Annotated in this window: 19 protein-coding genes; 9 read left to right on the forward strand and 10 right to left on the reverse strand. The window is 73.2% G+C overall.

The window, feature by feature from the left end:
• Positions 1 to 19: 19 nt before the first annotated feature.
• Positions 20 to 1,837, forward strand: coding sequence for a glycoside hydrolase family 3 protein (locus tag BIV57_RS15310; protein WP_071657361.1), 1,818 nt, complete (start codon positions 20 to 22; stop codon positions 1,835 to 1,837).
• A gap of 12 nt (positions 1,838 to 1,849) precedes the next feature.
• On the opposite strand, the gene BIV57_RS15315 is transcribed toward BIV57_RS15310, so the two are convergent.
• Complete coding sequence (locus BIV57_RS15315; protein ID WP_071657362.1) at positions 1,850 to 2,443, reverse strand: GNAT family N-acetyltransferase; 594 nt, start codon at positions 2,441 to 2,443, stop codon at positions 1,850 to 1,852.
• A 436-nt stretch (positions 2,444 to 2,879) separates the two neighbouring features.
• Between BIV57_RS15315 and BIV57_RS15320 the strand changes: the two genes are divergently transcribed.
• Both BIV57_RS15320 and BIV57_RS15325 read left to right on the forward strand, forming a co-directional pair.
• Positions 2,880 to 3,353 (forward strand): hypothetical protein, encoded by a 474-nt coding sequence (locus tag BIV57_RS15320; protein WP_071657363.1) that lies wholly within the window; start codon positions 2,880 to 2,882, stop codon positions 3,351 to 3,353.
• Positions 3,354 to 3,545: 192 nt separating this feature from the next.
• Positions 3,546 to 4,775, forward strand: a complete 1,230-nt coding sequence (locus tag BIV57_RS15325) for a D-alanyl-D-alanine carboxypeptidase family protein (RefSeq protein WP_071657364.1) — start codon at positions 3,546 to 3,548, stop codon at positions 4,773 to 4,775.
• A gap of 1 nt (position 4,776) precedes the next feature.
• On the opposite strand, the gene BIV57_RS15330 is transcribed toward BIV57_RS15325, so the two are convergent.
• The 3 genes from BIV57_RS15330 to trpS form a co-directional block, all read right to left on the reverse strand.
• Positions 4,777 to 5,748, reverse strand: a complete 972-nt coding sequence (locus BIV57_RS15330; RefSeq protein ID WP_175548766.1) for a YihY/virulence factor BrkB family protein — start codon at positions 5,746 to 5,748, stop codon at positions 4,777 to 4,779.
• A 107-nt stretch (positions 5,749 to 5,855) separates the two neighbouring features.
• Positions 5,856 to 6,359 carry a 2'-5' RNA ligase family protein gene (locus tag BIV57_RS15335; RefSeq protein ID WP_245797692.1) on the reverse strand — a complete coding sequence of 168 codons (504 nt, stop codon included), beginning with the start codon at positions 6,357 to 6,359 and terminating at the stop codon, positions 5,856 to 5,858.
• Between the two features lie 96 nt (positions 6,360 to 6,455).
• Positions 6,456 to 7,469: a tryptophan--tRNA ligase gene (gene trpS / locus BIV57_RS15340; RefSeq protein WP_071657367.1), complete on the reverse strand. Its 1,014-nt coding sequence runs from the start codon at positions 7,467 to 7,469 to the stop codon at positions 6,456 to 6,458.
• A 70-nt stretch (positions 7,470 to 7,539) separates the two neighbouring features.
• On the opposite strand from trpS, the gene cutA reads away from it, so the two are divergent.
• The gene (gene cutA, locus BIV57_RS15345) at positions 7,540 to 7,890 is read left to right on the forward strand and encodes a divalent-cation tolerance protein CutA (protein ID WP_071657368.1); all 351 of its coding nucleotides are present in this window, start codon (positions 7,540 to 7,542) and stop codon (positions 7,888 to 7,890) included.
• Positions 7,891 to 8,009: 119 nt separating this feature from the next.
• Complete coding sequence (locus BIV57_RS26470; protein WP_139275683.1) at positions 8,010 to 9,209, forward strand: protein phosphatase 2C domain-containing protein; 1,200 nt, start codon at positions 8,010 to 8,012, stop codon at positions 9,207 to 9,209.
• Positions 9,210 to 9,271: 62 nt separating this feature from the next.
• On the opposite strand, the gene BIV57_RS15355 is transcribed toward BIV57_RS26470, so the two are convergent.
• The 4 genes from BIV57_RS15355 to BIV57_RS15370 form a co-directional block, all read right to left on the reverse strand.
• Complete coding sequence (locus tag BIV57_RS15355; RefSeq protein WP_139275685.1) at positions 9,272 to 9,499, reverse strand: hypothetical protein; 228 nt, start codon at positions 9,497 to 9,499, stop codon at positions 9,272 to 9,274.
• Between the two features lie 302 nt (positions 9,500 to 9,801).
• Positions 9,802 to 12,021 (reverse strand): NADP-dependent isocitrate dehydrogenase, encoded by a 2,220-nt coding sequence (locus BIV57_RS15360; RefSeq protein ID WP_071657371.1) that lies wholly within the window; start codon positions 12,019 to 12,021, stop codon positions 9,802 to 9,804.
• 128 nt (positions 12,022 to 12,149) lie between these two features.
• Complete coding sequence (locus BIV57_RS15365) at positions 12,150 to 12,560, reverse strand: DUF3017 domain-containing protein (RefSeq protein ID WP_245797693.1); 411 nt, start codon at positions 12,558 to 12,560, stop codon at positions 12,150 to 12,152.
• Positions 12,561 to 13,415, reverse strand: a complete 855-nt coding sequence (locus BIV57_RS15370) for a bifunctional methylenetetrahydrofolate dehydrogenase/methenyltetrahydrofolate cyclohydrolase (RefSeq protein WP_071657372.1) — start codon at positions 13,413 to 13,415, stop codon at positions 12,561 to 12,563.
• A gap of 433 nt (positions 13,416 to 13,848) precedes the next feature.
• Between BIV57_RS15370 and BIV57_RS15375 the strand changes: the two genes are divergently transcribed.
• Positions 13,849 to 14,622, forward strand: a complete 774-nt coding sequence (locus tag BIV57_RS15375; RefSeq protein WP_071657373.1) for an RDD family protein — start codon at positions 13,849 to 13,851, stop codon at positions 14,620 to 14,622.
• Positions 14,623 to 14,916: 294 nt separating this feature from the next.
• Positions 14,917 to 15,390 (forward strand): RDD family protein, encoded by a 474-nt coding sequence (locus BIV57_RS25220; protein ID WP_175548767.1) that lies wholly within the window; start codon positions 14,917 to 14,919, stop codon positions 15,388 to 15,390.
• Between the two features lie 88 nt (positions 15,391 to 15,478).
• Here BIV57_RS25220 and purH read toward each other — a convergent pair whose 3' ends face one another.
• Together purH and purN are read right to left on the reverse strand one after the other, a co-directional pair.
• Complete coding sequence (purH, locus tag BIV57_RS15385; RefSeq protein ID WP_071657375.1) at positions 15,479 to 17,086, reverse strand: bifunctional phosphoribosylaminoimidazolecarboxamide formyltransferase/IMP cyclohydrolase; 1,608 nt, start codon at positions 17,084 to 17,086, stop codon at positions 15,479 to 15,481.
• Complete coding sequence (gene purN / locus BIV57_RS15390; RefSeq protein WP_071657376.1) at positions 17,083 to 17,715, reverse strand: phosphoribosylglycinamide formyltransferase; 633 nt, start codon at positions 17,713 to 17,715, stop codon at positions 17,083 to 17,085. The genes purH and purN overlap by 4 nt, the downstream gene beginning before the upstream one ends.
• A 241-nt stretch (positions 17,716 to 17,956) precedes the next feature.
• On the opposite strand from purN, the gene BIV57_RS15395 reads away from it, so the two are divergent.
• Together BIV57_RS15395 and BIV57_RS15400 are read left to right on the forward strand one after the other, a co-directional pair.
• Positions 17,957 to 18,799 (forward strand): sulfotransferase family protein, encoded by an 843-nt coding sequence (locus tag BIV57_RS15395; RefSeq protein ID WP_079170358.1) that lies wholly within the window; start codon positions 17,957 to 17,959, stop codon positions 18,797 to 18,799.
• The coding region (locus BIV57_RS15400; protein WP_139275686.1) for an adenylyl-sulfate kinase at positions 18,796 to 19,120 on the forward strand (325 nt) is incomplete at its 3' end. The genes BIV57_RS15395 and BIV57_RS15400, both read left to right, overlap by 4 nt.

Consider the following 19,120-nt stretch of genomic DNA (forward strand, 5'->3'; position numbering starts at 1 on the left):
TCTGGGGAGATGATGAGGCATGATTCCGCTTCGCACCGGGGCCGTGGCCCTCGTCGCCGCGGCGACGCTTGCTCCGATGATGTCCGTCCCGCACGGCCGGGGCGCCGGCGCCCGCGGCCCGGAGGACATGGCCGCCCGTCAGGTGCGCCGGATGTCGCTGGAGGAGCTGGTGGGCCAGCTGTTCGTGGTGCCGGTCTACGGCCCGGCCGCGGACGCGCCCGACAAGCGCAACGAGGAGGCGTACGGGGTCTCCACCCCGGCTGAGGTGGTCCGCCGCTTCCATCCCGGCGGGATCGTCTACTTCCGCTGGACGGACAGCCTGCGCGACCCGCGGCAGATCGCCGGGCTCTCCAACGGTCTGCAGCGGGCGGCGCTGGGCTCGGGGGCGCGCGTCCCGCTGCTGGTGGCGACCGATCAGGAGTACGGCGCGGTCACCCGGATCGGCCCGCCGGCGACGCAGTTCCCGGGGGCGATGGCGCTGGGCGCCTCGCGCCGGCCCGACCTGGCCCGCGAGGCGGCCGCGATCGGCGGGACGGAGCTGCGCGCCATGGGCGTCAACTGGGACTTCGCCCCGGACGCCGATGTGAACGCCAACCCGGGGAACCCGGTGATCGGGGTGCGCTCGTTCTCCTCGGACCCGCGGCTGGCCGCCGCCATGACGGCCGCTCAGGTGGAGGGCTACCAGCGGGGCGCGGGCATCGCCGCGGCGGTGAAGCACTTCCCGGGGCACGGCGACACCGCGGTGGACAGCCACACCGGCGTGCCGGTGGTGGGGCACGAGGCGAAGGAGTGGTCGGAGCTGGACGCTCCGCCGTTCGCGGCGGCCGTCGAGGCGGGCGTGGACGCTGTGATGACGGGGCATCTGGTGGTGCCGGCGCTGGATCCGTCGCGGACGCCGGCGACGCTGTCGCGTCCGCTGCTGACCGGGGTGCTGCGCGGCCGGCTGGGCTTCACCGGCGTGGTGGTGACGGACTCGCTGCGGATGGCGGGCGTCCGGGAGGGCTACGGCGACGACCGGATCCCGGTGCTGGCGCTGCGGGCGGGCGTCGATGTGCTGCTGATGCCGGCTGATCTGGCCGCCGCGCAGCGGGCGCTGCTGGCCGCGGTGCACAGCGGCGAGCTGGACCGCGCGGTGCTGGAGCGGGCGGCGGAGCGGGTGCTGCGGCTCAAGGCGCGGCGCGGCGTCATAGAGGAGCCCCTGGTGGACGAGGCGCGGGTCGGCCAGACGGTGGGCACCGAGGCGCATCTGGCGCGGGCGGCGTCCATCGCGGACCGCACCACCACGGTGGTGCGCAATCCGGACGGGCTGCTGCCGCTCCGGGACCGCCCGGCCTCGCTGCTGGTGGTGGGGACGGGCGGGGGCGCGGGTGCCGCGGACGGCGCCGGCGCGGTGGGCACGGCCCCGGGGACGGGCGCCGAGGAGCTGGCCGCGGAGGCGCGGGCGCGGGGCGTGGACGCCCGGGTGCTGGGCGTGGGCGCCGCCCCGTCGCGGGAGGCGGTGGAGGGCGCGGTGCGCGCCGCGGGGGACGTCGACGCGGTGGTGGTGCTCACCTGCAAGGCGTACCGGAAGGAGAACGCCGCCCAGGTGGAGCTGGTGCGCCGGGTGGCGGGGGCGGCGCGCAAGCTGGTGGTGGCGGCCGCGGACGTGCCGTACGACCTGGGGGCGGTCGCCGAGGAGGCGGGCACCGGCCGGGCGGCGCTGCTGGCGACGTACTCGACGTCCGGGGTGGCGATGGGGGCGCTGGCCCGGGTGGTCTTCGGCGAGGTGCGCCCGGTGGGGCGGCTGCCCGTCTCGGGGGTGGCCGGCTTCAAGCTGGGCACGGGCGTCAGCTGGTAGCGCGCCCGCGGCTCAGACCAGCGGGAGGCCCTTGACGACGCTACGCGGCAGGGGGCGGTCGGCGAGCACCGGCCGCCCGGCGAGGTCGAAGCCGACGGGCTGCAGCCCGGCCTTCTCGGCGACCCGGCGGGAGGGCAGGTTGCCGGGCTGCATCCGGGCGATGACCGGCGTCTCGGGGTCGTAGGCGCGGGCCGCGTCGAGGGCGCGGCGGGCGACGGCGCTGGCCCAGCCGCGGCCCCAGGCGGCGGGGGCGTAGCGGTAGTAGAGGTTGAGCACCTGGGTGGGGCCGGCGGGCAGGTGGCGGACGCCGGAGAAGCCGAGGGTGCGGGCGCCCTCCCACTCCTCGGGGAGGACGGCGTCGACGGCCCAGTAGCCGATGCCGCGCTCGCGCCAGTCGACGAGCCAGCCCTCCAGCAGCGCGCGGCCCTGCTCGTCGTCCTTCATCGGCCCGGCGGGGTTGTGGACGTTGGTGGCCGGATTGCCATGGATGGCCACCACCGCGTCCAGGTCGGCCTCCGTGGGGCGGCGCAGCACGAGATGGCCCCCGAGCGTCGGGAGCGTGAGCGGGCCCGCCGTGAAGCGGGGGGCGAAGCGCCCTTCTATCATCTGGCCTCACCGGCCGGACGGAGGCGGGTCGACATGGGCAAAGCGTACCTCTCACGGGTGAGCGTTCCGGGGGCCTCCGAAAGGGAATCGGTCAGGTTTTCGGAGCCGCTTGACCCGGGATCGCAGCCGCCGCCACGGCCGGGGTGACGTGGCGTCATATGCCCGGTCTTGGTCCGCTCTTGACCTTGGCGGCGGCCGGGCGACAGCGAGTTTCGGACACTTGTCGGCGTTGCCGAGCCCGGCCGCGGGACGTCATGCAGAGCGGGCGTGCAGAGCCGGCACAGAAAATTCTTCGCGGCGGAGGCAACCCCCGTGCACCGGGACGCGTGTTCCCGGGTGGCCGGGCCCCGCCGAGTCACCACCCGCAGCCGCGCGGGGCCCGGTCGCAGAACTCCTGCTCCACCAGCACCACCGTCCGTCCCGGAGAGAGGCTTTCATGGACGCGACCGCCCGCTCCCTCCCCCACGCGCTGCAGGTCCGCCTGCAGGCCAGGCTGCGCATACCGCGCACCGCGCTCGTCGCGCAGGCCCTGCTGCTGCTGGTGGGCGCCTTCGGTGCGGTGCTCTTCCTCGCGGTGGCGCTGCGCAGCATCGCCGCGACCTTCGGGGTCGGCGGCACCTTCCCCGGCCCCGGCCTGATCTCGGACGCGATGGCCTGGAGCCTCCCGCAGCTGATCGGCGGGCTCGTCGGGCTCAACGTGCGGCGCAACCGTCCCTGGGTGCTGTGGGGCGCGGGCGCCGTGGCGGCCGCGCTGGTGTTCCAGTCGCTCTTCATGGCGGTGACGCCGGACCGGCTGGCCGTCGAGACGGGCCTGGTGGTGGCCGCCGAGGTGCTGCTTCTCACCCCGGCCTCGCGGCACTGGCTGCGCGGCGGGCGGCGCGGGAGCGACAGCAGGCGGGCCAGGGTGTGAATTCGCGCCACTGAGCAGACGCCGGGCACCGCACCGGGCTACCGTTCCGCTGGGCGGGCCGGCCTCGGCCAACCGGCGCAACCTTCGTTCCCCGTTCGGACGTCCCTCCCTCGGGAGCGGTGCATGATCCGGCACATCCCGACCATATATATGATCATGCGGAAATCGGACGTCAGGACAGGTACAGAACGCATGTCGACACGTCGCAGGGCACTGCGCGGAGCCGCGCTCGCCGCCGCCGGAGCAGTCGCCCTCTCCGCGGCGGCCCTCCCCGCGCACGCCGTCGGCAGCGCGTCGCCCGCCGTCCCCAAGCCGCCCGCGAAGATGTCCGCAGTGGGCGGTGCCCGCCTCGCCAAGCCCGGCGTCCAGGTGAACGCCGCGGCCGGCGTCCCCAAACTGCCCAAGCCGCTCTCCGGGCGCTCCTGGATGGTCTCCGACGCCGACTCCGGCCAGGTGCTCGCCGCGGCCAACCCGCACTGGAACCTGCCGCCGGCCAGCACCCTGAAGATGCTCTTCGCCGACACCGTGCTGCCCAAGCTCGACAAGTCGCGGACCGTCACGGTCACCAACGCCGACCTGGCGGGGATGGGCGACGGCAGCAGCGCCGTCGGCATCCAGCCCGGCCTCAGCTACACCGTCCACGACCTGTGGAACGGCGTCTTCCTGCGCTCCGGCAACGACGCGGTGCACGTCCTGGCCCACCTCAACGGCGGCGTCGGCGCCACCGTCCAGCAGATGCAGGCCAAGGCGCACACCCTGGGCGCGGACGACACCCATGTGAAGAGCCCGGACGGCTACGACACCCCCGGCCAGGTCTCCTCCGCCTTCGACCTCACCCTCTTCGCGCGCCAGGGCCTGAAGAACGCCGACTTCCGCTCCTACTGCGGCACGGCCCAGACCCAGTTCCCCGGCGCCTACAAGAAGGGCAAGGACGGCAAGAAGGGCAAGCGCGACAGCTTCGCCATCCAGAACACCAACCGGCTGCTCAGCGGGATCGACGGGGTGCAGCACTACCCCGGGATCATCGGCGTCAAGAACGGCTACACCACCAACGCCGGCAACACGGTGACGGTGGCCGCGCAGCGCGGCGGGCACACCCTGCTGGTGACGGTGATGAACCCGAACTACCCGCACTTGGACGAGGTCTACCGCGAGGCGCGCGCCCTGCTCGACTGGGGCTTCGCCGCGGACGGCAAGGTCTCCCCGGTCGGCACGCTGAACGTGGCGCGCACCGGCGGCTCGGCGGCCGGGTCCGGCAACTCCGGGGACGTCCCCAAGCAGCAGGCGAGTGCGGACTCCAGCGGCGGCGGCGGGGCGACCATGCCGATAATCTTCGCGGCGCTGGGCGTGCTGGTGGTGGTCGGCGGCGTGCTGGTGGTGCTGCGGCGGCGCCCGCGGGCGTCGCGCCACGGCAAGCTCTGACTCAGGCCCCGGGCTCCGGCTTCCGCTCGGGCTGCCCGGCCCCGGGCTTCGGCGTCGACTCGGGCTGCCCGGCCTCGGGCTTCGGCGTCGACTCGGGCTCGGGCTCGGGATCGGGCTCGGGATCGGCGTCCTCGTCCTTGCCGCCGTCCTCGCGGAACAGGTCGCACTGCGGGCCCGCCCCCTCCGACGTCGCCATCCAGGCCGCGCAGAGCAGCAGCAGCCGCGCCGCGAAGTCGATCCACACCAGCAGCGCGATCGGCGTGCCGAACGCCCCGTAGATGCTCTTCCCGGCGACGTGGGTGAGGTAGCCGGACATCGCCTGCTTCAGCGCCTCGAAGCCGATCGCGCCGATCGCCGCCCCGGTGAGGATCGCCCGCCGCGGCGGGCGCAGCCCGGAGAGCCCGGTGAGGGCGTAGGCGAAGAGCATGAAGCCGGCGACGACGGCGATCGCCACGGCCAGCACCTGCAGCCCGGTCTTCCCCACCCCGGTCGACTCCAGGCCCAGCGCATGGGCCGCCCGTCCGGCCAGCGTCGAGGTCAGCGCCGAGCCGCCCAGCGTCAGCGCGCCCAGCACCAGCAGGCCCACCAGGGCGATCAGGTCCACCGCCTTCTGCTTGAAGGGGTTTCCGGTGGACTCCTTCACCTCCCAGATGGTCCGGACGCTGGTCCGGGTCACCCCGACACCGCCTATCCCGGAGTAGAGCAGCACCAGCAGGCCGATGACGCTCACCGCCCCGGCGTTGTTCGACAGCGCGTGCAGGTTGAGCTGGTCGGCGATGCCGGGGATCTGCTCGGAGAGCTTCTCCTGGATCGCGTCCAGCTGGCCCTTCGTCAGCAGCGCGCTGCCGATGGCGCCGGAGAGCGCCAGGAGCGGGAAGACCGACAGGAAGCCGAAGTAGGTGACCGATCCGGCGAGCCGATCGCCCATCGCGTCCGAGTAGCGGCTGTACGCGAGCCAGACGTGTGTGGTCATCAACCACCGGAAGAACGGTCCGATGAACCTCTGACGTGCGAGCCACTCCATGACTGACGGTTACCCGACGTCCTCCCGCACATGCGGGAGCCACGCCGGGGCGGACGTCACCTGGCCGCCCCGAGGGGGAACTTCCACTGCGGGCGCCACACCCCGTCCGCGCCGTGCAGATAGAGGCAGAACTCGGTGACCTCGAAGTCGGCGGCGAACCCCGCCTGTTCGCGCTCGGCCCGCTCCAGCACCTCGTCGGGCAGGTCGTGGCCGATGGTGACGTGCGCATGGAACGGGAAGCGCAGCTCCCCCGCCAGCAGCCCGGTGCGGACCCGCTCCTGCAGCGCATCCGTCGTCCCCGCGCCCTTCACCACCTCGACGAAGACCACCGGCGAGACCGGGCGGAAGCCGCTCGTCCCGCAGAGCCGCATCGGGAACGGCGCGAACGCCGCGGCCACCCCGGCCAGGTGCGGCTCCAGCTCGGGGAGCCGCTCCGCGGGCACCTCCGTCGGCCCGAGCAGGGTGATGTGCGTGGGTATGGCCCGGGCCAGCGGGTCGCCGTAGCCGTCCCGGACAGCCTGCAGCTGCGAGCCGTAGGGCTCGGGGACGGCGATCGACACGCCGATGGTGACGGACTCGGAAGCGGGCGCGCGCGTAGCGCCTCCTCGGGTGCGGGGGACGGCAAAAGGCGGAGGGACGGGTGGTGCGGGGGCGGGTCAGTGCTTGGCGGGGAGGAAGCCGACCCGGTCGTAGGCGAGCGCCAGCGTCTCGGAGGCGACGGCCCGCGCCTTCTCCGCGCCCTTGGCGAGGATCGCGTCCAGCGTCTCGGGGTCGTCCAGCAGCTCCTGGGTGCGGGCCCGGAACGGGGTGACGAACTCCACCAGCGCGTCGGCGACATCGGTCTTCAGCGCGCCGTAGAGCTTGCCGTCGTAGCCGCGCACCAGGTCCTCGACCGGGGTGTCGGTGAGCGCGGAGAGGATCGTCAGCAGGTTGGAGACGCCCGGCTGGTTCGCCTCGTCGAAGGCGATCACCGATCCGGCGTCCGTCACCGCGCTCTTGACCTTCTTCGCGCTGGCCTTCGGCTCGTCGAGGAGGCTGACGATGCCCTTCGGCGTCGACGCCGACTTGGACATCTTCACCGTCGGCTCCTGAAGGTCCACGATCTTCGCGGTCGCCTTGGGGATGTACGGGTTCGGCATGGTGAAGGTGTCGCCGAAGCGGGTGTTGAAGCGGTGCGCCAGATCCCGGGTGAGCTCCAGGTGCTGCCGCTGGTCCTCGCCCACCGGCACCTGGTCGGCCTGGTAGAGCAGGATGTCGGCGACCTGGAGGATCGGGTAGGTGAAGAGGCCGACCGAGGTCTGGTCGCTGCCCTGCTTGGCCGACTTGTCCTTGAACTGCGTCATCCGGGCCGCCTCGCCGAAGCCGGTGAGGCAGTTCATCACCCACGCCAGTTGGGCGTGCTCGGGCACCTGGCTCTGCACGAACAGCGTGCACCGCTCCGGGTCGAGGCCGGCCGCGAGCAGCTGGGCCGCGGAGAGCCGGCTGTTGGCGCGCAGCTCGGCCGGGTCCTGGGGAACGGTGATGGCGTGCAGGTCGACGACGCAGTAGAAGGCGTCATGGGTCTCCTGCAGCGCCACCCACTGGCGAATGGCGCCGAGGTAGTTGCCCAGGTGGAAGGAGCCGGCGGTGGGCTGAATGCCGGAGAGGACGCGCGGACGATCGGTGGCCATGGAGGCATTCTCCCATTTCCGTGCGGGCGCCCTGCCCGTACCCGGCGGTCCGGGCTGCGACGATGGCCGCATGGTGAGCGATGACACGCGCGGGCCCGCGCTCTACGTGGTGCTGACGACGGTCGCGTCCGAGCAGGACGCGGCCCGGCTGGCCGAGGCGGCGGTGCGGAGGCGGGCGGCGGCCTGCGCGCAGATCGACGGGCCGGTGCGGAGCGTCTACCGGTGGGAGGGGGAGCTGCAGCAGGAGGCCGAGTGGCGGGTGATGTTCAAGACGGCCGTGGAGGCGTGGCCGCGGCTGCGCGACTTCCTCGCCGAGGGGCATCCCTACGAGACACCGGAGGTGGTGGCGATGCCCGTGGTCGCCGGCTCGGAGCACTACGTGCGCTGGGTCGAGGCGGAAACGGTGCTGCGCTCGGCGTGATCTCGCCGGTGGCGCGCGGCCGCCTGCTTCGGGGTCGTTCGATTGGGGGAAGTTGCGGGCAACCAGGCCTGTCGTGCTGATAATTGACGGACCGATGTCATACCGGGGTGGAGTCCGCGTTGAACGATGCGCGCAATCAGGGGCCGGGGCAGCCCGATCCGTTGATCGAGGATGCCGAGATCGTCGAGGACGCCGATGAGGCGGCCCTCGATCCCGGCCTGGACACGGGGCTCGACCTCGACTTCCCGGATCCCGGGAGGGATCCCGGGGAGTCGCCGGCGTACGCCTTCCTGGTCGGGTCGAAACGGGTGCGGGTGCCGGCGCAGGCCGCCGCCGCTCCCGCGGCCCAGGCCGAGGCCGCACCACCACCACCGCCGAGCGGCCGCGGCGGCGCCTTCGCGCCGGAGGTGATCGGCGCGGTGCCGCCGCCCGGCCCGGCCGAGCCGGGCCCGCTCCCCCGCTACAGCGACGCGCTGCCCCATCTCGCCGTCCCGGACGCGGAGTTGGACGGCGCCGAGCACGACGGGCTGCTGGTGCGGGCGGTCAGCCTGCGCGGCGACGCGGCGCGGGCCGCGGCCCGTCCCCGCAAGGACGCGGTGCGGCTCGCCCGGATCGGCGACGGCGAGGACGCGCTGCTGGTGATGGCGGTGGCGGACGGGCTCGGCACGGCCGGGTACTCGCACGTCGGCGCCCACTACGCGTGCAGCACGGTGGTGGAGGCGGTGGCCGGCTTCCACGAGGAGCTGCTGGCGCTGCTGCGGGCGGTCTCCGCGGACGGCGCCGAGGGCGGCAACGGCGGGGGCGGCGCGGTCGCGCCCGGCGAACTCCCGGACGATGTGCGGCGGCTCGTCAACTACGCCCAGGAGATCTGCCGTCGGACGGACGTGCTGCTGGCGAAGCTGGCGCAGCAGGCGGAGCTGCCGGTGGAGGAGTGCGCGACGGCGCTGCGCTGCGTGGTCGCCCCGGTCGACCGGGAGGCGGAGGCGCGGCTGCTGTTCACCGTCGGCGGCGGGGCGTTCGTCCGGCTGCGGGACGGCGAATGGCTGCCCATCGAACTCGGCGACTCCGCGGGCGGATCCGTGGCGCTGCCGGGCGCGTGGGACCAGGCGCGGGTGCGGGTGGAGCCGTCCCGGTCCGGGGATGTGCTGATCGCGTGCACGGACGGGGTGGCGGAGCTGCTGCCGGTGCCGGGTGTCGCCGAGCGGTTGGCGACGCAGTGGGCGCGGGTGCCGGGGCTCGCGGAGTTCCTGCACCAGGTGCAGGTGCGGGTGCGCGGCTACGACGACGACCGCTCGGTGATCGCTCTCTGGGAACGCTGAGGCCGCGCTCCGTGCCTTGTGCGCCCACCCGAAGCCCCTGCACCCTCACGGGTGCGGGGGCGCTACGCCGCCGAGGAGCGGGGGGTGGGGATGGTGCCGTCGTCCACCGTCAGGTGGGCGCGGGCGGACCAGCGCTCGATCAGCATGGTGAGTTGTTCGGCGGCCTCGCCGCCGTCCTCGCCTGCCTCGTCGACCTGCCGCAGGGCGTCCTCCAGCTCCTGGCTGAAGCGGGCGGCCGCGGCAGGGGTGAGGTGGCGGATCCAGGGGAACGTTCCCTCGTCCACTGCCATTGGGCCACGGTAGCGCTCCGGTCGGACAATCGGGCAGAAATAACGGTTCCTCACGTCCGACCGTGGCCTTAAGCACACGTCAGGCCACCCTTAAGGGAGGCCTAAACGGAACGGCGCGCCGCGCCCGGGCCCCTAGCGTCGGTTGCTGTGCGGGCCGTCAACCCTGTACTCCTGCCGGAGTTCCTCCACGGGCGGCCCGCACATCTGCGTCCGCAGGGGCGCCCGCGGAGCGTGCACCGGGGCCCGGCCCGAACGGGGGGCGGACCGCCCCGGTGCACAACCCGCGCGATGCGGAGGGGGCGTCAGCCCATCGACGCCAGCGCCGCGTTGAGCGTCGCGGAGGGGCGCATCACCGTGTCGGCCTTGGCCGGGTCCGGGTGGAAGTAGCCGCCCAGCTCGGCGTGCTCGCCCTGGACGCCGTTGAGTTCGGCGACGATCGTCTCCTCGCCGTCCGTCAGGGCCTTGGCGAGCGGCGCGAAGGCCGCGGCCAGCTCGGCGTCCTCGGACTGCGCGGCCAGCTCCTGGGCCCAGTACATGGCCAGGTAGAAGTGGCTGCCGCGGTTGTCGATGCCGCCGACGCGGCGGGTCGGCGACTTGTCCTTGTCGAGGAAGGTGGCGGTGGCGCGGTCGAGCGCGTCGGCCAATACCTTCGCCTGGCCGTTGCCCGTGAACTCGGCGTACTGCTCCAGCGACGGCACCAGCGCGAAGAACTCGCCGAGCGAGTCCCAGCGCAGGTAGTTCTCCTTGACGAGCTGCTGGACGTGCTTGGGGGCCGAGCCGCCCGCGCCGGTCTCGAAGAGGCCGCCGCCGGCCATCAGCGGCACCACCGACAGCATCTTGGCGCTGGTGCCCAGCTCCAGGATCGGGAAGAGGTCGGTGAGGTAGTCGCGCAGCACGTTGCCGGTGACGGAGATGGTGTCCTCGCCGCGGCGGATGCGCTCCAGGGAGAGCTTCGTCGCCTCGACCGGCGCCAGGACGCGGATGTCCAGGCCGTCGGTGTCGTGGTCGCCGAGGTACTGCTCGACCTTCTTGATCAGCTGCGCGTCGTGGGCGCGGTCGGCGTCCAGCCAGAAGACGGCCGGGTTGCCGGTGGCGCGGGCGCGGGTGACGGCGAGCTTGACCCAGTCGCGGACGGCCGCGTCCTTGGTCTGGCACATCCGGAAGATGTCGCCGGGGGCGACCTCCTGCTCCAGCACCACGGTGCCGTCGGCGTCGACGGCCTGGACGGTGCCGGCGGCCGGGATCTCGAAGGTCTTGTCGTGGCTGCCGTACTCCTCGGCCTTCTGCGCCATCAGGCCGACGTTGGGGACGTCGCCCATGGTGGCCGGGTCGTAGGCGCCGTGGGCGCGGCAGTCCTCGACGACGGCCTGGTAGACGCCGGAGTAGGAGGAGTCGGGGATGACGGCGAGGGTGTCGTGCTCGCCGCCGTCCGGGCCCCACATGTGGCCGGAGGTGCGGATCATGGCCGGCATGGAGGCGTCCACGATCACGTCCGAGGGGACGTGCAGGTTGGTGATGCCGCGGTCGGAGTCGACCATGGCCAGCTCCGGGCCGTCGGCGAGCTCGGCGTCGAAGGACGCCTTGATCTCGGCGCCGCCGGCGAGGCCCTCGAGGCCCTTGAAGAGCGAGCCGAGGCCGTCGTTCGGGGAGAGGCCGGCGGCGGCGAGCGCGGCGCCGTGCCGCGCGAAGGTCTTCGGGAAGAAGGCGCGGACCACGTGGCCGAAGACGATGGGGTCGGAGACCTTCATCATGGTGGCCTTGAGGTGCACGGAGAAGAGCACGCCCTCGGCCTTGGCGCGGGCCACCTGCTCGGCGAGGAAGGTGTTGAGGGCGGCGGCGCGCAGCACGGCGGCGTCGACGACCTCGCCGGCCTTGACCGGTACGGACTCGCGCAGGATCTCGGTGGCGCCGTCCTCGCGGACCAGCTTGATGCGCAGCGCGCCGTCCTCGGCGATCACGGTGGACTTCTCGGTGGAGCGGAAGTCGTCGGCGCCCATGGTGGCGACGTTGGTCTTGGAGTCGGCCGACCAGGCGCCCATCCGGTGCGGGTGGTTCCTGGCGTAGTTCTTCACCGAGGCGGGGGCGCGGCGGTCGGAGTTGCCCTCGCGGAGCACCGGGTTGACGGCCGAGCCCTTGATCTTGTCGTAGCGGGCGCGGATCTCCCGCTCGTCGTTGTTGCGGGCCTCGTCCGGGTAGTCCGGGAGGTCGTAGCCCTGCTCGCGGAGCTCGGCGACGGCGGCCTTGAGCTGCGGGATGGAGGCGGAGATGTTCGGCAGCTTGATGATGTTGGCGGCCGGGTCCTGGGTGAGCTCGCCCAGCTCGGCAAGGTCGTCGTTGATCCGCTGGTCCTCGCGCAGGCGCTCGGGGAAGGCGGCGATGATGCGGCCGGCCAGGGAGATGTCCCGGGTCTCGACGGCCACGCCGGCGGCGCCCGTGTAGGCCCGGATGACCGGCAGCAGCGAGTAGGTCGCCAGGGCCGGGGCCTCGTCGGTGTGCGTGTAGATGATGCTGGGGTCAGTCACGGGATCTCCGTCCACGTCTTCGCGTTTGCTCGATATCAAGATATCCCCCGAGTCCCCGGACCGGAAAGTCTCTCGGCGTCAAGAGAGTTTCGGGGCGCGCGGGCCCCGGCCCTCCCCGGGCCCGACGGCTACTGCCAGAAGCGGTACCAGGAGCCCAGGTTGAAGATGGGCAGCACCGGGTCGGGGAGCAGGATCAGGGCCAGGAAGAGCACCGCGAACCCGACCACCCCGAGGGTGAGCACATCGGTGAAGCGGCTGCGCACCGCCAGCAGCCCGACATCCGGCAGGACCGCGCGCAGCACCGCGCCGGCCGCGATCGACGCGCCGATCACGATCATGCCCGCCCTGGCCTGGCCCGTCAGCCCGTTGGCCGCCGAGGAGGTGGCCACCAGGCCGAGGCCGACCACCACCCCGAGCAGCACCGCGACGATCGGCCACTCCCGGGTGACCGGGGTGGGACCGCGCCCCGGGGAGCGGCTGCCCTCCGGGGGGAGGACGCCGCCGTGCCGGCCGCGCCGCTTGGACACCGGCTCCGCCACCTACATCGCCCCCTCCGCCGCGGCCGCCTCCACGACATTCGCCAGCAGCATCGCGCGCGTCATCGGGCCGACGCCGCCCGGCATCGGCGCCACCCAGGCGGCCACCTCGCGCACCTCGGGCGCCACGTCGCCGACCAGGCCGGCCTCGGTGCGGGTGATGCCGACGTCCAGCACGGCCGCGCCGGGGCGGACGTCCTCCGCCTTGATCAGGCCCGCCACCCCGGCCGCCGCCACGACGATGTCGGCGGAGCGCAGGTAGGAGGAGACGTCCTTGGTGCCGGTGTGGCAGAGCGTCACCGTGGCGTTCTCGCTGCGGCGGGTGAGCAGCAGCCCCAGCGGGCGGCCGACGGTGACACCGCGGCCGACCACCACCACGTGCTTGCCGGCGATCTCGACGCCGTGCCGGCGCAGCAGCTCCACGATGCCGCGCGGGGTGCACGGCAGCGGGCCGGGCTCGCCCAGCACCAGCCGACCCAGGTTGACCGGGTGCAGGCCGTCGGCGTCCTTCGCCGGGTCCATCAGGCCGAGGACGCGGCCGGCGTCCAGGCCCTTGGGGAGCGGCAGTTGGACGATGTAGCCGGTGCAGGCCGGATCGGCGTTCAGCTCGGCGACGACCGCCTCGACGTCCCCCTGGGTGGCGTCGGCCGGCAGGTGGCGCTGCAGGGACGCGATGCCCACCTGGGCGCAGTCGCGGTGCTTGCCGGCGACGTAGGAGCGGCTGCCGGGGTCGTCCCCCACCAGCACGGTGCCCAGGCCGGGCGTTATCCCGCGGGCCGCGAGGGCCGCCACCCGGGCCGACAGTTCGGACTTGATGGCGGCGGCCGTGGCCTTGCCGTCGAGGATCTGCGCGCTCATACCGTCCATCCTGACGGATCGGGGCCCCGATCCGTGAATCGACCCGTCACCCTGGGGACGGCGGCTACGGGTGGAGGGCCGCCGTATCCGCGCCTCAGGACCCGATGTCGTCCAGCCGCGACACCGCGAGGTACAGCCGGATCGGCACGGCGTCACCGCCGCCCTCCACCTCGCGCCTGCGCGGCGGCGCGTACCGGGACCGTCCGGGTGATGTTGCAGATCGCCAACAACCACGCACCGTACGTCCCGAACGGCTGGACACGGGAGCACGCCTCCCGCAACGATGGCCTATCGCACCACACAGAATTCGGGGCCGGGCAGGGGCCCCGACGGGGGACGGGGGAAACGGATTGAACGGCACGCCCCTCACGGGGCCGCGCGCCGACCGCGACCCCATTGCTCCCGAAGCCATGACGACACTCCGGAGCAGACGTTGAGCTATCCTCCGCCGCCGGGTCCGACGAACCCCAACGACCCCTACGGCCAGCAGCAGCCCGGCTACGGCTATCCCCAGGCCCAGCCGCAGCAGCCCCCACAGCAGCAGAGCTACGGCTACCCGCAGGGCCAGCCGCAGCAGGTCCCGCCCCAGCAGCCCGCCTACGGCCAGGGCTACCAGCAGCAGGTCCCGCCCCAGCAGCCGATGCCGGGCTACCCGCAGCAGAGCTACGCGGGCGCGCCGGGCGTCGCCCAGGCCGACAGCGGCTACGTCCAGATCCCGGGCCTCGGCACCGTCGAGGTCGCCAACATGGGCGCCCGCCTCGGCGCGCGCCTGCTGGACGGCGTCTTCCTCGGCATCGTCTACGGCATCGTGATGGCGCTCGGCATGGGTGCCGCCATCGGCGCCGTCAACAGCAACCCCGACGACCCGAACGCCGCGGCCGGCAGCGCCTTCCTGATCCTGCTGCTCTCCTACGGCTTCCTGATCGGCCTGCTCGGCCTCTACGAGTGGATCTGCATCGGGGTCTGGGGCCAGACGCTCGGCAAGAAGATCGTCGGCATCCGCGTGGTGCGCCAGAACACCGGTCAGGCCCCGGGCCTGGGCGCGTCGTTCATGCGCAGCCTCGCCTTCTACATCTGCGGCTTCGTCCCGCTGCTCAACATCCTCATGTACCTGTCCCCGCTGTTCGACAGCAGCGGCAGGAAGCAGGGTTGGCAGGACAAGATGGCCAACACGCTGGTGATCAGGGGCAACCCGGTCGCCCCCTGACCCCGAACACGGAGCAATCCCCTCATGAGTTACCCCCCTCCCCCCGGCCAGCCCGGCCAGCCGCCGAACCCCTACGGGGGCGGCGGCTACGGGCAGCCGACACCGCCCCCGCCCCCGCCGGGGGCGCCGACCCCGCAGCCGCAACCGGGCGGGTTCGGCGCTCCGGCCGGTTACGGATACCCGCAGCCGACGCCGCAGCCGCAACCGGCCGCCCCGGCGGGATACGGCTTCCCGCAGCAGCAGTCGATGCCACCGGCGCCGCCACAGCCCGCCGGTGTCCCGGGTGCTCCGGGCGTGCCCGGCCCGAGCAGCCCGTTCGGCGCGTACGCGGGGTGGGGCGCCCGGCTCGGCGCCTACATCATCGACTCGCTGATCGTCGGCGTCATCCCGGGCGTGCTCTACATCATCGGCGCGTCCAAGCTGGTCAGCGCCGTCCTGAAGAACACCAAGGACGGCACCCAGATCAACGTGGGCAGCGCGATCACCTTCATGGTGATCGGCATCGTCGTGCTGCTGGCGCTGCTGCTCCTGCTGGGCTGGCGGGAAGGGGTCACGGGGCGCTCCCCGGGGAAGGCCGCTCTGCACATCCGGGTCGTCAACCTGTACGACGGCGGGCCCAGCGGCGGCGGTCTGGGCATGGGCCGCTGGCTCTGCCGCTACACCTTCAACGGGATCCTGCTGCTGGGTTTCCTGTGGCCGCTCTGGGACGAGCAGAAGCAGTCCTGGGCGGACAAGATCTGCAACACGATCGTCCTCAAGGACGCCTGACGTCCCGTCGAAGGACGCGCACGAGGGAGGGGCCCGCCGGAGATCCGGCGGGCCCCTCCCTCGTTGTGCTGCTGCTACCGGCCGCGTCCTAGTGGAAGAAGTGCCGCGTCCCGGTGAGGTACAGCGTCACGCCGGCCTTGCGGGCCGCCTCGACGACCTCCTCGTCGCGCACCGAACCGCCCGGCTGCACCACGGCCTTGACGCCGCCCTCGATGAGCACCTCCAGGCCGTCCGCGAACGGGAAGAACGCGTCGGAGGCCGCGTACGAGCCGGCCGCCCGCTCCTCGCCCGCGCGCTGCACCGCCAGCTTCGCCGAGTCCACCCGGTTCACCTGGCCCATGCCGACGCCGACCGAGGCGCCGTCCTTGGCGAGCAGGATCGCGTTGGACTTCACCGCGCGCACCGACCGCCAGGCGAAGGCGAGGTCGGCGAGCTCCGCCTCGGTGAGCGCGTCGCCCGCGGCGAGCGTCCAGGACGCCGGGTCGTCGCCGGCCGCCTGGTAGGCGTCCGCGTCCTGCACCAGCGCGCCGCCGGAGATCGGGCGGACCTCCAGGCGGTTGCCGGCGGCGGGCGCCGGGCAGGTCAGCACGCGGATGTTCTTCTTCTTGGTGAGCACCTCGAGGGCGCCGTCCTCGTACCCGGGGGCGACGATCACCTCGGTGAAGATGCCGGCGACCTGCTCGGCCATCTCCTTGGAGACCGGCCGGTTGGCGGCGATCACCCCGCCGAACGCGGAGAGCGGGTCGCAGGCGTGCGCCTTGCGGTGCGCCTCGGCGATGTCCGAACCGACCGCGATGCCGCACGGGTTGGCGTGCTTGATGATCGCCACGCACGGGCCCTCGTGGTCGAAGGCGGCGCGCCGGGCGGCGTCGGTGTCGGTGTAGTTGTTGTAGGACATCTCCTTGCCGTGCAGCTGCTCGGCCTGCGCGAGGCCCGGTCCGTCCGCGGACCCGGCGCCGTCGCTGACGGTGTAGAGGGCCGCCCGCTGGTGCGGGTTCTCGCCGTAGCGCAGCACGTTGGCCAGCTCGTAGCTGGTGGCGGTGAAGTCGGGGAAGGCGCCGTCCTCGTCCGAGGCCGGGGCGTAGGCGGCGGCGAACCAGCCGGAGACGGCGATGTCGTACTCGGCGGTGTGCCGGTACGCCTCCGCCGCCAGCCGCTTGCGCTGGCCCAGCGTCAGCCCGCCGGCGCCGACGGCCTCCAGCAGCTCGCCGTAGCGGGCCGGGTTGACCACGATGGCCACCGAGTGGTGGTTCTTCGCCGCGGCCCGGACCATCGACGGCCCGCCGATGTCGATCTTCTCGACGATGTCGTCCTCGGAGGCACCGGAGGCCAGCGTCTCGCGGAACGGGTAGAGGTTCGAGACCACCAGGTCGAAGGGCTCGATGCCGAGCTCCTCCAGCTGGCGGCGGTGGTCCTCCAGGCGGCGGTCGGCGAGGATCCCGGCGTGCACGCGCGGGTGCAGCGTCTTGACGCGCCCGTCCAGGCACTCGGGGAAGCCGGTGACCTCCTCGATGGAGGTGATGGGCAGGCCCAGCTCGCTGACGATGCGGTGGGTGTTGCCCGTCCCGACGAGGGCGACGCCGGCCTCGTGCAGGCCCCGGGCCAGCTCCTCCAGCCCGGTCTTGTCGTAGACGCTGATCAGGGCGCGCCGGACGGGCAGTCTGCCCTCAGTCGGGTTGGCAGCGGCAGAGCTCACGGGATCGAGACCCTTCTTCCCTCAATGGAATGGCCTTCGCGGGCGAGGCGGCCCACGACGTCGACGAGCAGGCGGTGCTCGACTGCTTTGATGCGCTCGTGGAGGAGGGGCTCGGTGTCGTCCGGCCGCACCTCCACCACTCCCTGCGCGATGACGGGCCCGGTGTCCACGCCGGCGTCGACGAAGTGCACCGTGCACCCGGTGACCTTGGCGCCGTAGGCGAGCGCGTCCCGCACGCCGTGCGCGCCGGGGAACGCCGGCAGCAGGGCGGGGTGCGTGTTGACGAACCGTCCGGCGTACTCGGCGACGAACGCCGGGCCGACGATCTTCATGAAACCGGCGCTGACCACCAGGTCCGGCCGGAACCGGCGGGCCTCCTCGGTGAGGGCGGCGTCCCACTGGGCGCGCTCCGGGAAGTCCTTGACCCGGACGGTGAACGCGGGCACCCCGGCAGCGGCGGCGCGGTCCAGCGCCCCGATGCCCTTGCGGTCGGTGCCGACGGCGACCACCTCGGCCCCGAAGGCGGGGTCGGCGCAGGCGTCCAGCAGGGCCTGCAGATTGGTGCCGGATCCGGAGGCGAGCACCACGAGGCGCGCCGGGCCGGGGGTCGGGGGAGGGAAGTGACGCACGGGGTCGGTCTCCGCGTCGGTCTCGTGGGCGCGCGGGCGCCCGGGGAACCGTGACGGGCTCCACGGTAGTCGACGCCCGGACCTCCCCCTGCCAGGGGGAGGTCTCTTGCGTGGCCTCCGCATTCTCATGGCCCTCTCATCTTCCGCTCAGGGCCTCGGTAGACGACACACGTATCACTGGCGTAACGAATACGTAGAACAGGTAACACCGATACCCCAATTCCAAGGGAGCGACGTCCATATGGGACTCCTCGAGGACCCGCGCGTCCGCCGCATCGCCCGCGGCGCCCGCCGCCGCGCGCGACGACTGACCGGAGGTCCGGCCCCGCGGCGAGCCCCGCACGCCGGGGACGCGGCGGGACGCCTCGTCCCCTCCCCCGTCTTCGTGATCTCCTCGGTCCGCTCCGGCTCCACCCTGCTGCGCGTCGTCCTCGACACCCACCCGCGCATCCACGCCCCGCACGAGCTGCACCTGCGCACCCTTGAGGTGAACCTCTCCCGGCCCTACACCGAGAAGTCCATGGCCCGCATCGGGCTGGACGGCCAGGAGCTGGAGCACATGCTCTGGGACCGCGTCCTGCACCGCGAGCTCGCCGCCAGCGGCAAGGACCTGGTCGTCGACAAGACTCCCGGCAACGCCCTGGTCTGGCGCCGCATCCACGCCTGCTGGCCCGAGGCCCGCTACATCTTCCTGCTGCGGCACCCGATGTCGATGGTCCACTCCCTGATGGACAACAAGAAGCGCCCCGACCGCACCCTCGACGCCACCGTGCGGGAGGTGCTCGGGTACGCCGAGGCCGTCGACGAGGCGCGCCGCAGCCTCCCCGGGCTCACCGTCCGGTACGAGGAGCTGACCGCCGACCCGGCGGCCGTCACCCGATCGATCTGCGACCACCTCGGCGTCGAGTGGACGCCCCGGATGCTCGACTACGGCCGCGCCGACCACGGTGAGTACACCGCCTTCCTCGGCGACTGGAGCGACACCATCAAGTCCGGCCGCATCCAGCGGGGACGGGCGCTGCCCGCCGCGGACGAGGTGCCGGAGGCGCTCCGGGCGCTGACCGCGAAGTGGGGCTACGCATGAGCGGCGCCGCCGAGCAGCGCGGCGCGACGGTGTGGCTCACCGGGCTGCCCAGCGCCGGGAAGTCCACCATCGCCCGCGCGCTCGCCGAGCGGCTGCGCCGTGAGGGCCACCGCGTCGAGGTGCTCGACGGCGACGAGGTGCGCGGCCACCTCTCCGCCGGCCTCGGCTACTCGCGCGCCGACCGCGACACCAACGTCCGCCGGATCGGCTACCTCGCGGAGCTGCTGGCCCGCAACGGCGTCAAGGTCCTCGCCCCGGTGATCGCGCCGTTCGCGGCGACCCGGGAGGAGGTGCGCGCCCGGCACGCCGACGCGGACCTGC

Origin of the sequence: Mangrovactinospora gilvigrisea, from assembly GCF_001879105.1 — a bacterium.
In the GTDB taxonomy this organism is placed as follows: Bacteria; Actinomycetota; Actinomycetes; order Streptomycetales; family Streptomycetaceae; genus Mangrovactinospora; species Mangrovactinospora gilvigrisea.